This is a genomic window from Bdellovibrio sp. HCB185ZH (assembly GCF_047302455.1).
GTDB lineage: Bacteria > Bdellovibrionota > Bdellovibrionia > Bdellovibrionales > Bdellovibrionaceae > Bdellovibrio.
On the sequence record NZ_CP178624.1, the window covers coordinates 311,186 to 324,363 of the forward strand.

Sequence of the window (13,178 nt, forward strand, 5' to 3'; positions counted from 1 at the left end):
GAAAAAAAAAGGGTGTCTAAAAAACACCCTTTTTTATTTGATATAAATAATTGAAAACTAAACAGTCGCTTCCGCGTGTGTGGATCCGATTGTAGAACCCGCACCCGATTTTTTAGGCGGAACAGGCTCTTCGTCTTCCGCATTCAAAGAGTTCGTCAGAACCTTATTGCAGATAAAGAACATAACACCTGGGACGAACCCCAGGGCTGCAAGCAACAAGAAGAAATTATCTTTAGGCATTTTGTCGTACAAAGCCCCAATCCAACCAGAAACCGTGTTTCCAAAGAATGAAGCCAAGAACCAAACACCCATCATCATGGATACGATCTTCGTCGGAGAAACTTTCGTTACTAAGGAAAGACCGATCGGAGAAAGATAAAGCTCACCAATTGTCAGCATGAACGTTGAACCTAACAACCAAAGAGCCGTGCCTTTGCCATCGCCGATGGATTGCGCCGCCATAAACATCACGATCAATGCAGCCGTGCCCAGGAAGCAGCCAATAGCCATCTTCATAGCCGTCGTGTTCTCTTTGCCTTTGCGAGATTGCCATGCCCAAGCACGGTCCAAGATCGGTGCAAAGATAAAGATGATGAATGGATTAAATGATTGGTACCAAGTGGAAGGCATTTCCCAACCAAAGAAATTCCAGTCCGTAGATTGATCGGCAAACAATTGCAAAGTATTGCCCTGTTGCTCGTAAACACCCCAGAAGAAAATCGTGATCGCACACATAAAAGTCAAAGCCCACGTGCGCTTCCATTCATTTTTAGTCAGAGGTTTTTTAGCCGCCGCTTCCACTTCTTTCACGGAAACTTTGTGTTCAGACGATGGCAAGTGTTTGCCGCCAAAGTGATAGATCACCAAACCTGCTAACATCCCGATACCCGCGGCACCAAAACCCCAGTGCCAGCCGACTTTTTGTCCCAAAGTTCCGCAAACTAGAGGGGAGAAGAAGGCACCTAAGTTGATACCCATATAGAAAAGCGTAAAGGCACCGTCACGGCGTTTATCACCCGCAGGGTAAAGCTCACCCACCTGAGTGGAAATGTTCGGTTTAAAGAACCCGTTGCCTGCGATAATAAACAGCAACGCCAGGAAGAACATGCTTTCAATCGCCATCAAGAAGTGACCGATGGCCATCAAAATCCCGCCGACATACACCGAACGGCGCTTGCCCCAGTAGCGGTCCGCGATGATTCCACCAAAAAATGGTGTAAAATACACAAGGCCCATATACAGACCGTAGATATGTGACGACAAAGCCTGCGCTGAAACGGGTCCGAAGGAGGACTCAATGGCACTCTTCAAAAAGCTGTAACCCCAAACTTCTTTTCCTTTGTCTGCCTCAATAAAAAGGTATTGAGCCATATAGAGCACTAGAAGTGCTCTCATCCCGTAAAACGAGAATCGTTCCCACATTTCTGTGAAGAAAAGTGTGAACAAGGCACGGGGGTGTCCAAAAAATGTTTTGTCTGCTGTTTGAGCCATAAGCCTCTCTGTACAAAAGGTTGACGATTGCTACTTTTTTCTAAGGTGCCTTTTGATCTTGGCCTTTTTTTGAGATAAAGACACCTGAAAAATGGAGGGGCTCTAGAATGTCCTTTTCTAAAAACATTTCTGTCTTCGTCGCACTGCTTTCAATCACTGCTGTAACCGGCTGTACAAACGGTTTCGAAGTGAATCCTGTCATAGAGAAAAAGCAAGCTCCGAAGCAAATCGTGGACTCCTTCTCCATCCCTGGAACGCAATCGGCGGAGATCGCGGCCCAGTGCGAAAAAGCGACGTGCTTAACGATCAATAAATCCTCTTTGGGTAAAATCTTTTTGTTGATTGCTTCAGGCAAAACCGGCGGTGCCACGCCTCAGTGGTACGATCTAAAACCGCAAGTGGTGAGCTTTGAAAAATCCGGAAGCCGCTTGGCGCTTTTAGGGCAAAACTACAATAGCATTTACGATGAGCTTAAAACCGAGAGCCTGGTGCAAACATTCCGCATCGTGGGTGAGGACACAGAAACAATTACTTTTGATTGGGGCCGTGGACTCAAAACACTGATCGCGCAAAATGCCTATGATATCGATTCGGGCCCGGGTTTGAATGAGCCATTGACTGAAACATCATTGCCGTCGATTCCGGTTTTGGATTCGTACACGCGCAATATCAAAATCACGAATAACAGCATCGAGCTTGAGCAGATTTCTAAAATCCAAAGCCAGCTTGGTAAAGGTGCGGGCGCGAACAAAATCGCCATCGAAAGCGTGGAAGAAACCCTGGCAATGAACATCCAGATCCGCGCTTACCGTTTGCAATCACAATTTAAACCTAAAGTTGCCGATGCATCCCGCTCGGTAGGTTTCTTTGTGACTCGCGTAGCGAAAGCGGCGATGAGCAAAGATGTTACAAAGTACATCGCAAAATGGGATATCTCGGACGATCGTGAACCGATCACCGTGCGCATCTCTGCGGCGGTTCCTGAAGACTATGTTCAGGCTGTTAAAGAGGGCGCTCTTTACTGGAATAAAGTATTTGGGAAAGACGTCGTGGCTGTTGAAACCGGGGTAGACCCTCAGGCTCCTCCTAAAGATCACACCATCATGATTCGCTGGGTGACATGGCTTGATGCAGGTGCCGCTTATGCCATCAGTCAATCCGATCCAATGACGGGGGAGTTGTTGCGTGCCCAGGTGTTCATGCCTTCGGTCTTTACGAAAGTGGGTTCCTCTGATCTGGTCTTGTTAAATGGTGGTTCACCGGTGGCAACAGGTGCAATGGCTTGTGATTTCAGCGATACGATCAAGGAATTGCAAAAGCTTTCTCGCGAGGCTTCTGATTCTCAAAGACTCCGCCTGGGACAAGACAGCGTTCGCGCGACGGTAGCCCATGAATTGGGTCATGCTTTGGGTCTTCGTCATAACTTTGCAGGATCTTTCTCTGCAAAAGCGACGACAAAAGAAATCTATGACTCTGCCAAAACATATTTGAAAAACCCGAATCATCCAGGTCTTGAGACGACGACCAGTATCATGGACTATGTGAGCGGTATTGATAACGTGTTAAGTTCAGCCTATATCAAACATGCAGCACTTTCTTATGACAAGATGGCGATGGACTGGGCTTACTCTGATGACGATAAGGCTCTGGATACCAAAATCTCTCAATTCTGCACGGACGAAGATATCTCTTTGGCGAACAGTCAAAAGATGTCGATCTATGGTTGCGAGCGTTTTGATAACGGTAACAATCCATTGTTAAGAAAATACTTGGATGGCCGTGATGAGAAAACGGGCTTAGTGAAAGTCTTGTTCGCTTCGATCATTGGTCGCATGTACCCAGGTGATCAGCCAGAAGTGGTGAATAATCTAGATATTGTTATCAACGACACTTACAAGTGGGGCACAGCTGCGATCGATTACGGATTCGTCGGCAATGCTTTATTTGATATTTCCCAAGTCATCGGTACGGGTTCTGCGAAAGTTCCAGCCTTGGTTTCCCTGGATGCAGTGAAAAGCGGAAATATCCTCACAGCTCGCACGGGACAGGATGCTTCTTTTGCAGAACTGCGTCTGGCTCACTTGGCAGAGACGGCAAAATACCTTCAAGGACTGGATGGCATCACTGATAAAGTCGGTGGCTATGCAGCGATGTTAAATGGTGTTTTGCGCAACTCTCAAGGTCAGATCGATGTGGATTGGTTTGAAAAAGAAGTCACGGCTTTGAAAGAAAGCGGCATCATGGCTAAGGGTAAAACTTTATCCGGTCGTGAGTATACTTTAACCGAAGAACAACAAGCAAAAGTGCTTAAGTTTTACCAAGACATCACCGCAGCTAATAAGAAAATCATCTTCACCGCCGTTCGCGATTTGTTGCCAATGATTCAAGGCCAAGTCAAAGCGGATGATGGCACTGTGAAAGTGATGAATAAGATCCTTCCGATCGACGTGGTCAAACAAGCTGACGCCGACATGTTGGGCAATATTGCTTTGGATCTGGTTTTGGTCAGCAAAGAGGCTTTGGATGTTCAAGTGGGCGAGGGCGGTGCTAAAAAAGCTCAGTTGCCAATTCCATTCTTGAATGCGAAAGAGCGTATCTCCTTGCTTTCGATCCTGTCGTCCCAAGGGGTGACTTTTGCGATGGATACAAAGCGTGCCCAGGTGCAAGCGGCTCTGGCAGGGACTATCAATGAGTTCTTGCATCAAGTGGATGCGACCTTGAATATCGAGACATTGACGACGGCAGAGCAGGCGGATCTTGCTGGCAAGTTGTTGAAAGCCGGTCTGGTGGATGCAACAGGTGCAAACTGGGTCGCAGCTCAAGTCAAAGTTCTTCAAGCCATCGAAGCTGTTAAATAGCTTTTTTCCTAATATGATCGTCAGGGTTTCCAATCTGGAGCCCTGACCTAAAACTATCCATCTGCTTCCCGAAATTGTCAGTCGCCAAGTGACTGTCTCACTCTGAGACGGGATTTCCCATTCATCTCGAATATAAGTAGGGCCCGGATGGTCCAATGCTTGCCTCTTGTCTGTGCAGGAGGCTTTTATGAAATCGTCAATCTTTACCAAACTTGCTCTGGGTGCTGTGATGGCTTTGTCCATGGGACTTGCTGCCTGCGCAAAGAAAGGCGAATCCTCCGTTCGTGTTGCCGGTCGTGGCGGTGAAGTGACAACAAACTCCACTTGTACAACAGGTGCCTCGGCCATCGGTCGTATCTATGACAGATCAAGCGCGGCGAGTTCTTTTGAAAGCAAAGTTAAGATCTTTGTCTCAACAACACTTCCGGGCACAAGCTTCGGTAATATCGATGCAACGGGAAGCCAGGCAAATGGTGTATTCGTCACTATGAACCTAAGATTCGATGCTTCGGGGCAAATCGATAAAACATCCTCTAAAGTTTTAGTTCAAATCAGAGATTCTTTGGTTGGTACTGTAGAAAACGGCAAAGAAATTCCACCTTATGAAGTGCAATTTACTTCTGCCTACGCAGGCTCTGTGAATAAAAACAACAGAACCTTCACAGTGACTTTCCAAGACAATTTGGGTTGGATTGCTTTCACGGGTTCTTATGATGCGACAAATGCCTTTGGTACGGTGTACTTCCAAAATTACTCTTCCGTGGATAACAGCCCATTGACTCAGCAAACAATGGGGTCATTCTGGGTTCCATCTTGTGGCCTCTTTAACTAGAACGCTGCGTCTTGCCTGAGCCTCTATCCCCAATAAGATAGAGGCAATGCCTCAACGTTTTTTATTCGATTCTTCCATTCTGGGTTCAGTTGTTGGCGGTGGTTCCGCGATCGATATCCCTAAACTCAATATCCAATCTTTGGACGAAGCTTCTGCATTCCTGCTAAGCTACGGGTTTGATACAAATCAAAAAAACGACGTCGAAAAACTTTGGTACTACCATCGTCGCGCCCTGGTGTTGATGGTGGAAAAGCTAGGTTTTAACGATGTAGACATTCCTGAGTTATTCTTAGACCCGAAAAAGCTCGGCGATATCCGTCAGCTTTTATTGTATGCAAGCTCCAGTGATCCCGATCAGGTCGGTCTGCAGCGTTGGGCCTGTGCCATCTTACGTGGAATCCATGTCTTTGTTCATGCCGAGAATGATCTTTTTAGTTCGTTCTCTGAAGAAATTCAGTCGCAGATTCTGACACCATTTCAAGATGCGATTTATCATGATGGCAACACCCACAGAACTTTCCTTAAGTGCAACGGGGAGAATCAGGAATCCATCGAGCTTTTGGGGTTTGAAGTAAAACCCTTTAAGACGTCGTCTAGCACAGTGATCAAGCTTTTAGCTAAGCCAGATGCTCTGGCAATGAAGATCTTTGATAAGCTCGGCGTGCGCTTTGTCACACGCAATCTATTTGATACGTTCCAGGTGGTTCGCTTCCTGGTGCGCGAAAATGTGATCAGCTTTCCTCACATCATGCCGGATCAAAGCTCCAACAATCTTTATCCCGTAGAAGCTTTCATGCAGGTCTGTATGGAACTCGCACAGCGACTGGACACGATGGATGAAAAAACCATTCAGGCCGCTTTTGATCAGAAGCTGTCGGAGATGGGGGAGAACGTAAAATTTCTGCGTAAGGAAAATTTCTTTTCGGGCTCTGATTATAAATTTATCAAATTCATTTCTCGTAAGTTGATTCACATCAAACCTCAAGGCAGCAAAGAAGCATTCAGTTTCTTTTATCCATTTGAAGTTCAAATTATGGATCAATCTGCACACGAAAAAATTCTGTCAGGTCCTTCAGAGCATGAGGCCTACAAAGAGCGCCAACGTGTGGCCGCTCGTAAACGTCTATTCCCCGAAAGTTAAATCATGTTGCTTAAGCTGCTTTCCTATCCTCGCTCGATCTTGGCTACGCTACTGTTGCCAATTCACACAGTAATTTCTTCTGCAGCGATGATCGTCGTGACGTTCGTATATCCCAACCGTTGGTTGGAAGATCAGATCGTCTATTTCTGGACCCGCGTGACCTGCTGGATGTTCGGAGTCAAAGTCGTCGTCAAAGGTTGGGAAAATGTTCCTAAGGGCGGCTACCTTTACGTTTTCAATCACACCAGCTTCTTTGATATTTTTGCGATGTCGGGTTACTTAGGCAGTTTCCGTTTTGGTGCAAAGATTGAACTTTTTAATATTCCCGTTTTTGGCTGGGGAATGAGACGCGCAGGTATCTTGCCCATCGCGCGCAACCGTCGCGAAGAAGTATTCAAAGTTTATAAAGAAGCGGAAAAAAGAATCGCCAACGGCGAAAGATTTGCTTTAGCTCCTGAAGGCACTCGTCAGCATCAAGAGACTTTGGGATCTTTTAAATCGGGTCCTTTTATTTTCGCGATCAATGCCAAAGCACCCATCGTTCCCGTCGTCGTGAAAGGTGCCGCAGCGATTATGCCCAAAGGAAACTGGATTCCGAACTGGGGAGTGTGGACTCGTACCATCACTCTGGAAGTCTTGCCGCCAGTCGATACAAGTGCTTACACCATCGAACAGCGCCCTCAATTGCAAGAACACGTACGTAATTTGATGCTGCCACATTTCCCTGACGCAAAATAATTCTTAAGTTGGTGGGTGCTGACAGCAGATGTAACCACCGCTTGCACCTACGCCCCAAAGATGGTCTTCCGCGCAAACGGAAGTCGGTTCAACATCTAAGGGCACGCGCACGCAATTGGCTCTGTATAACTTCACCTGAGATTGTCTAAGCAACTGCTCGTAGACTGTTTCCTGTTCTTGTTGCTCATATGATTGAGCCCATGTCTTTTGAGCCGTGGTTAAAACTAATAGCGTTAAAAGAAGTGTTTTCATCCGGGATCTCCTTGTTTGGCCTCATCGCCTTACACAAACAAGTATCGTTAAAAAGACCCAATATCTCAAATCTGCATATAAAAGGATCAAAATCTGATCCTTTGCGAGATTCTTCGGCTCAGTTCACGTAATAGGTGCCAGGTCCTACTTCTTGTCGCGCAGCGACAGGAAGTAGGACCTGGCACCTTTTTTAGATGGAAATGCTGTCGGTGTATTCTTTGCGATGGCGCTTTACCGTACGCAGGGTTTTTTGCAAGTGCTTGGTTAAGTTTGTTGCTAGCGTGGGATCTTTCAGATGGATGTAGAGTTGGGGGTGCACTTCGACGTCCTCGTGAAGCCAGTTTCCAGTTCCAAGCATCACTTCCTTATTGTCCATCACCAGAAATTTGGAATGGGTGAAGAGAGTGCCGGGGCCATAATGCAGATCTTTGATTCCAGCATCATTCATGCGCTCGGCAGTGCCTCGGGTGCGGCGAACATAGCTTAAGGCAAAGGCGTCATGATGATGAATCAACCCCGTGATTTTCACTTTGCGTTTGTGCGCGCGAATAAAGGCTTTTTCAATTTCAGAAATATGAAAAAAATAAATCGAGAAATTCAAAGATTTTTCGGCACGATCGATCATGTCGACCAATACATCCTTAAAAACTCCATCGGCAATCATCGGGGGAGGTAGAATGACTCCGCCGTGACCGCCCCCTTTCCAATGAAATTCAAAATACTTGTTAAAGCCGGCGATGGCTTTTTTATCGTTCAAAAGCAAATTGGTTTCATGATTTTTCAGAATCGATTGCTGAGTTAAGTTCGTCGAACCGAACAAAAGAAATTTGTTATCAATGCAAAATCCCTTGGCATGAGTCGCCCCATAAACAACTTCAATGCCATGTTCCTTTAAATATTCCGCTGTAACCATATTGCGGGATGCCGTCTCGCGATAGCCCTCGATGTAAAGTCGAATGCGTATTTTTTTACCCAGGGATTCTTTGATCTCAATAAGTTTGTCGGCAATTTCAAACGGAGCGGAGTTTCGGTTCAAGCGCCCCGTCGCACTTCCGATGGCAAAGGAGTACTCCATAATATCAATGGTCTTCTCGGCGCGATCGAGAAGTTTTAAAAGAGTCGGAAGATATTCAGTGTCTGCAATAATTTGTGGTGAGGCCATGGGGATAGTGTAAAGCCAGGCTTTTGGGGGCCAAAGGGTGACTGCTCGGTTCTGTCATCAATCAAAAATAAAAAAGGCGCGATCCGAAGATACACGCCTTTTTGGGTTTCGATTCCTTTGTGAGGGATCTAAAAACTACTCTTTAGATACTACGCAAGTACCTTCAACAGTGTGTTTGTTAACCAAAAGAGTTTGTTGGTAAGAACCTTTTTCGCCGCGAACAGATTTGAACGCAACAGAGTTTTTACCAGAAGTCGCCCAGAACTCGATCACTTCAAGTTCGTCGAATTTATAGTAAGAACCAGCTGGGTAGAAAATGTAGCTGCCAGAAGCTGGAGCTTTAAAATCAACGCCCGCACCAGAAGCATCCACAGTTCCAGTAACGTTTCTGCCTTCAACATTTAGTTCAGCAGAGATAACAGCGTCACCAGTCGTGCAGTGAACGTCCATTTGAGAAGCGTGAGCAGCAGTTGCAGACAATGCGATCAAAGAAGCGATAACAACGGATTTCATAATCTAACCTTTCACTTTAACAGTGTCGTCATGACGCAAAGACTATGCTCCTGTTCCGGAAAACGAGTCAAGATCAAAACAGGTTACGATTTTAAGCGATCGCGCAAGGTTTTCATGTAGGCACGCACTTCTGATTTCAGCTGCTCTGACATTCCACCAAAATCTTTATTTTCGAGCGCTGTGATAATCGTGTACGCGTACATAGAGTGATTTGTTTTAGGGTGGACTTTCACAAGCTTCACCATGGTTTTTTGCCAGCCCAGCTTCTGCATTTGCTGCGGCGTCTTAATTCCGGCGTCATGCAGCAATTCTTCAAGGACGGGACCGATGTTCTTAAGGTCCGTGAGTTTCTTGGCCTTTTGCAGCACAGCGACTGGATCATCATCGGAAAACATTCGCGGTCGACGGGTGTCGATTTTTTCGTTGATGACCTCTTTTGCAACAGCGGTTTTTCGACCTTGGGTTTTGCCCTTTGTTGATTTGCTTTTTTCTTTAGGCAGGCTGCCCCAGATGCTGTTGGGGCGTAAAGCTACGCGCAAAATATCTGAAACCCATTCATCAAAACCTTCGGTCTCGATGGGTAGATACAACCACTTGGGTAAAATCGGGTGGGGAGAGAGGATCGGAAACTGTTGCAGAGCTTTGCTTTGCAATTCGTGTTCGACCGGAAACATACAGCCGTTCCACTTGGATTTGTGGCCGGCTTCAAAAGTGATCAGAATGATTTTCTCGTCCAGGTAATAGGCGAAACCGCCAAACATAGATTTACGTCGATAACCTTCCTCGGGGAGAAGGTTTTCAATCCATTTTAATTCGAGCGGTTCCTTAGCCATGAGGTATTATTTCTTCCGGATGCGTTTGAAGGCAAGAAGTACGGAATCAGAATTTTCGCCGCAGACTTCTTTAAGGCTCGTAGTTAGAAATTTCACTGTGATGTGGTCATGCAAGACAACGTATTCAAGTTTCTGTAGCAACAAATCCACTTTGCTCTTGCCCGTTTCGCAACTCTTGTCGCCGCTTAGATCAAAGGCTTTTGTTTCCGCAGCAGTGATAATTTTTGCGTTTTTATCGATGTTGTACAAAGCACTGTAACGACAATCTGTTTCACCTTCTTTGTATTCAGCAATCAGAATTGCATTGTCCAAAAAGATGCTGACGTTCAAGTCTTCAAAAGAAAGCTTTAAATCCTTCACTTCCTCAGGGATCGTGATGGCTTTTTCTGTCGTGTCTTTACAGACGTATTTATCAAATTCAGAATAATAATGTTTGTATTCAAGGACCAGGTCGCCGTCCACGGGTTGAGCGGAAGCAGCGAAAGAGAGTGCCATTGTGATAATGGCCGCAGATAGTTTTAACATCGGGAACTCCTTAACTCAGAAGTCCCTCTTTTACCAGAAACAGGCTTCCGTCGATACTTTCATTCCGCCAGTCGGTAAGAATGAAAATCAATCGACGAAAGACTCTGTTTAGAGTTTAGTCACTCGTGAAAATATTATTGAGAATCCGCTGGAGCACGATAGCCGGGCTCGCGATACTCTGGTTCTGTGATGCGTTCTTCAATATAAATTCTTTCAGTGGGGCGATTATGATCACGCATGTATTCAGCGGCGCTCGCTTGACGGGCGCGACGGGCTTCGTTCGTTGTATCCAGTTTTGCGGGGCTCGAATTTCTGTCCTGCATGATGGTTTCCATCAAGGATCTTTCGGCGTGTGCAAAACCAAACGACAACATGGTGATTGTGAAGAGAATAAGCTTTTTCATGACTTCCTCCTTAAGACTATGCCCTCATGGTTCTCCCGAAGATTGATTTCCACCAGTCCTGATTTGAAAATTTCGCCAACAAGCAAATCAATTGGCGCAATGCGCATGTAGGCGGGGGTCGTTAAAATGCAGTTAAACTAAATCTTGATTGCGAGTGTGTAACCAACCGAACAAGAGTCGAATATCCCTTGAAGTGGGGCCATCTCGTTCGTACAAGAGTATGTCTGAGGAAAATTGGAACGTGTTTAATCTCTGGAAGAATCTATCGGTTGTTAAAAAGCTTTACATCGTCGTTGGCGGAATGGCTTTGTTAATTGCCATAGAGCTAGGGACGTTGGTCTTCGCTCTCTCGACACTTTCCTCCGTGCGTGCCTTTGTCGGCGGTGAAGGTTTGTGGTCCAAGGCTCAGAAAAACGCAATTCATTCCCTGTCTTCTTATATTTTCACTAAAGAAAAGCATTACTATGATGATTTTCATGAGCACATGAAAATCCCCAACGGCGACCGACGCGCCCGTTTAGAGTTGATGAAGCAAAACCCCGATATTTCTGCTGTGTACGCCGGATTCATTCAAGGGGGCGTTCATCCTGATGATATTCCAGGAGTGATCGTGATGCTTCGTCGATTTGGAGAAGTTTCCTATATCCAGCGAGCGGTGGTTGCCTGGACCGAAGCTGATGAGCTGTTAAATGTTTTAATTGAAAAATCTGAAGAACTTCGAAAACTTTTTGCTCAGCCAACAGTCGATGCTGATGAAGTCAAGCGCATCCTTGCTGAGATCAATGTGATTAATGCCAAGCTCACTGTGCTTGAAACTGAATTCTCAAATGTTTTGGGGGAGGGGTCTCGCTGGCTTGAGCGTCTATTGATGCTGCTTCTGGTTTTAGCGGTCGTGACCATCGAGGGGACAGGTTTGTTTCTGACATTCTCTTTTGCGAAAAACTTGAATCGCAGTTTGCTTGAGCTGAATGCAGCGACTCGCGAAATCGGGCAGGGCAATCTGGGAATCACCGTCCCCGTGCATTCGGCGGATGAACTCGGGGAGCTTGCTCGCTCCATCAATAAAATGAGTCATGACCTGGATGTGAATATCTCCCAACGCTTGCTTGCAGAAAATGCGAACCAGGTGAAGACTCTGTTTCTGGCTAACATGAGTCACGAAATCCGCACTCCCTTGGGTATTATTCTTGGCATGACTGAAATCTTAAAAGATCCCCACGTCAGTGAACAAGAAAAGCGCAAGTATCTCGATGTCATTGAAAGCACGGGTCATAATCTGGCACGTTTGATTAACGATATTTTGGATATCACCAAAGTTGAGTCAGGTCACATCGAGGTGGAGCTGACAGGAGTGAAGCTTGATTCTTTGATGGAAGAAATCGAAAGCATGATGCATTTGAAAGCAGCCAAATCCGGAATCGCGTTATCATTTCATATGCAGCCGGGGCTTCGCGGAATTGAAATCGCAACGGATCACAATCGCTTAAAGCAAATCCTGGTCAATTTAATCAACAATGCTTTGAAGTTCACCAGTGAAGGGTCCGTGCGTGTGGATCTGGGACGAGCAGGGGATGATATTTATTTTGAAGTGACGGATTCTGGAATTGGAATTCCGGAAGAGATGCAAAGCCGCCTCTTTCAAAATTTCTTCCAGGTGGATTCTTCAAGCACTCGCAAATATGAAGGAACCGGTCTGGGATTGGTTTTGTCTCGTAAACTTGCGCGCTCCCTGGGCGGTGATGTTGTCCTTAAAAGAAGTACCCTGGGTGAGGGTTCCGTATTCCGTTTGATAATTCCCCATCATGAAGTCAGTCGCGGGACGTCGGTGGAACCAGTGAAGGTTTCCGAGGAAGCGAAAGCAGGATTACAAGGTTCCAGAGTTTTGATTGTGGATGATTCCGAAGACAATCTGGTTTTGATTCAGCATTACTTAAAAAAGTACCAGGTCCTTTGCGATGTTGCGATGGATGGTATCGATGCTTTAGAAATGACGGAGCAAAATATTTACGATGTGATCTTAATGGATATGCAAATGCCTCGCATGGATGGTTACACCGCGACTCGCAAACTGCGGGAGCGTCATTACCCAGCGCCCATTGTTGCGTTGACCGCCCATGCGATGAAAGAGGATCGGGAACGGTGTCTTAATGTCGGCTGCAATGACTATCTAACGAAGCCGATCGTCTCCGAGCAATTGTATGCAACGCTATTGGAATTCACCCGCAAAGATGGTGACTCAAATGCGCCAGAACGAGTGAAATAAAGCCCCCCTAAATAGCCCGTAAGTAATTGATAACTACACTAGTATTTCTGCTCCAGTGTCTGACATTTATTGTTCAGATGTGCCCCATTTCAACAATCCTTCACAATCAGGTCCAATTTAACACCAATACCTTATGGTCGGTTCTTTGCATTCCGATAAGGTGGTA

The 13,178-nt window shown here is 45.9% G+C and carries 12 protein-coding genes; 5 read left to right on the forward strand and 7 right to left on the reverse strand.

Annotated features, from left to right (window positions below):
- Positions 1-57 precede the first annotated feature (57 nt).
- Positions 58-1,491: a peptide MFS transporter gene (locus tag ACLSU7_RS01525; protein WP_413293755.1), complete on the reverse strand. Its 1,434-nt coding sequence runs from the start codon at positions 1,489-1,491 to the stop codon at positions 58-60.
- Between the two features lie 107 nt (positions 1,492-1,598).
- Here ACLSU7_RS01525 and ACLSU7_RS01530 point away from each other — a divergent pair, with 107 nt between their 5' ends.
- The 4 genes from ACLSU7_RS01530 to ACLSU7_RS01545 all read left to right on the forward strand — a co-directional run bounded on the left by ACLSU7_RS01530 (position 1,599) and on the right by ACLSU7_RS01545 (position 7,060).
- Entirely contained in the window at positions 1,599-4,349 is a 2,751-nt protein-coding gene (locus tag ACLSU7_RS01530; protein WP_413293756.1) for a zinc-dependent metalloprotease, read from the forward strand.
- Positions 4,350-4,536: 187 nt separating this feature from the next.
- Entirely contained in the window at positions 4,537-5,181 is a 645-nt protein-coding gene (locus tag ACLSU7_RS01535) for a hypothetical protein (RefSeq protein ID WP_413293757.1), read from the forward strand.
- 46 nt (positions 5,182-5,227) lie between these two features.
- Positions 5,228-6,322: a TIGR04552 family protein gene (locus ACLSU7_RS01540; RefSeq protein ID WP_413293758.1), complete on the forward strand. Its 1,095-nt coding sequence runs from the start codon at positions 5,228-5,230 to the stop codon at positions 6,320-6,322.
- 3 nt (positions 6,323-6,325) lie between these two features.
- Entirely contained in the window at positions 6,326-7,060 is a 735-nt protein-coding gene (locus tag ACLSU7_RS01545; RefSeq protein ID WP_413293759.1) for a lysophospholipid acyltransferase family protein, read from the forward strand.
- A 3-nt stretch (positions 7,061-7,063) separates the two neighbouring features.
- Here the strand turns inward: ACLSU7_RS01545 and ACLSU7_RS01550 are convergent, their stop codons facing one another.
- The 6 genes from ACLSU7_RS01550 to ACLSU7_RS01575 form a co-directional block, all read right to left on the reverse strand.
- The gene (locus ACLSU7_RS01550; RefSeq protein WP_413293760.1) at positions 7,064-7,312 is read right to left on the reverse strand and encodes a hypothetical protein; all 249 of its coding nucleotides are present in this window, start codon (positions 7,310-7,312) and stop codon (positions 7,064-7,066) included.
- Positions 7,313-7,502: 190 nt separating this feature from the next.
- Positions 7,503-8,474 carry a phospholipase D-like domain-containing protein gene (locus ACLSU7_RS01555; RefSeq protein WP_413293761.1) on the reverse strand — a complete coding sequence of 324 codons (972 nt, stop codon included), beginning with the start codon at positions 8,472-8,474 and terminating at the stop codon, positions 7,503-7,505.
- Positions 8,475-8,609: 135 nt separating this feature from the next.
- Positions 8,610-8,987, reverse strand: a complete 378-nt coding sequence (locus tag ACLSU7_RS01560) for a hypothetical protein (RefSeq protein ID WP_413293762.1) — start codon at positions 8,985-8,987, stop codon at positions 8,610-8,612.
- A gap of 83 nt (positions 8,988-9,070) precedes the next feature.
- Positions 9,071-9,820, reverse strand: a complete 750-nt coding sequence (locus ACLSU7_RS01565; RefSeq protein WP_413293763.1) for a TfoX/Sxy family DNA transformation protein — start codon at positions 9,818-9,820, stop codon at positions 9,071-9,073.
- Positions 9,821-9,826: 6 nt separating this feature from the next.
- The gene (locus tag ACLSU7_RS01570; protein WP_413293764.1) at positions 9,827-10,345 is read right to left on the reverse strand and encodes a hypothetical protein; all 519 of its coding nucleotides are present in this window, start codon (positions 10,343-10,345) and stop codon (positions 9,827-9,829) included.
- Positions 10,346-10,479: 134 nt separating this feature from the next.
- Positions 10,480-10,749, reverse strand: a complete 270-nt coding sequence (locus ACLSU7_RS01575) for a hypothetical protein (RefSeq protein ID WP_413293765.1) — start codon at positions 10,747-10,749, stop codon at positions 10,480-10,482.
- A 241-nt stretch (positions 10,750-10,990) separates the two neighbouring features.
- Here ACLSU7_RS01575 and ACLSU7_RS01580 point away from each other — a divergent pair, with 241 nt between their 5' ends.
- Positions 10,991-13,012, forward strand: coding sequence for a response regulator (locus ACLSU7_RS01580; protein WP_413293766.1), 2,022 nt, complete (start codon positions 10,991-10,993; stop codon positions 13,010-13,012).
- Positions 13,013-13,178: the final 166 nt, after the last annotated feature.

Excerpts from the sequence above, each read along its gene's own strand:
- ACLSU7_RS01525 (WP_413293755.1), bottom strand. The coding sequence starts at position 1,491 with ATGGCTCAAACAGCAGACAAAACATTTTTTGGACACCCCCGTGCCTTG.
- ACLSU7_RS01530 (WP_413293756.1), top strand. The coding sequence starts at position 1,599 with ATGTCCTTTTCTAAAAACATTTCTGTCTTCGTCGCACTGCTTTCAATC.
- ACLSU7_RS01535 (WP_413293757.1), top strand. The coding sequence starts at position 4,537 with ATGAAATCGTCAATCTTTACCAAACTTGCTCTGGGTGCTGTGATGGCT.
- ACLSU7_RS01540 (WP_413293758.1), top strand. The coding sequence starts at position 5,228 with ATGCCTCAACGTTTTTTATTCGATTCTTCCATTCTGGGTTCAGTTGTT.
- ACLSU7_RS01545 (WP_413293759.1), top strand. The coding sequence starts at position 6,326 with ATGTTGCTTAAGCTGCTTTCCTATCCTCGCTCGATCTTGGCTACGCTA.
- ACLSU7_RS01550 (WP_413293760.1), bottom strand. The coding sequence starts at position 7,312 with ATGAAAACACTTCTTTTAACGCTATTAGTTTTAACCACGGCTCAAAAG.
- ACLSU7_RS01555 (WP_413293761.1), bottom strand. The coding sequence starts at position 8,474 with ATGGCCTCACCACAAATTATTGCAGACACTGAATATCTTCCGACTCTT.
- ACLSU7_RS01560 (WP_413293762.1), bottom strand. The coding sequence starts at position 8,987 with ATGAAATCCGTTGTTATCGCTTCTTTGATCGCATTGTCTGCAACTGCT.
- ACLSU7_RS01565 (WP_413293763.1), bottom strand. The coding sequence starts at position 9,820 with ATGGCTAAGGAACCGCTCGAATTAAAATGGATTGAAAACCTTCTCCCC.
- ACLSU7_RS01570 (WP_413293764.1), bottom strand. The coding sequence starts at position 10,345 with ATGTTAAAACTATCTGCGGCCATTATCACAATGGCACTCTCTTTCGCT.
- ACLSU7_RS01575 (WP_413293765.1), bottom strand. The coding sequence starts at position 10,749 with ATGAAAAAGCTTATTCTCTTCACAATCACCATGTTGTCGTTTGGTTTT.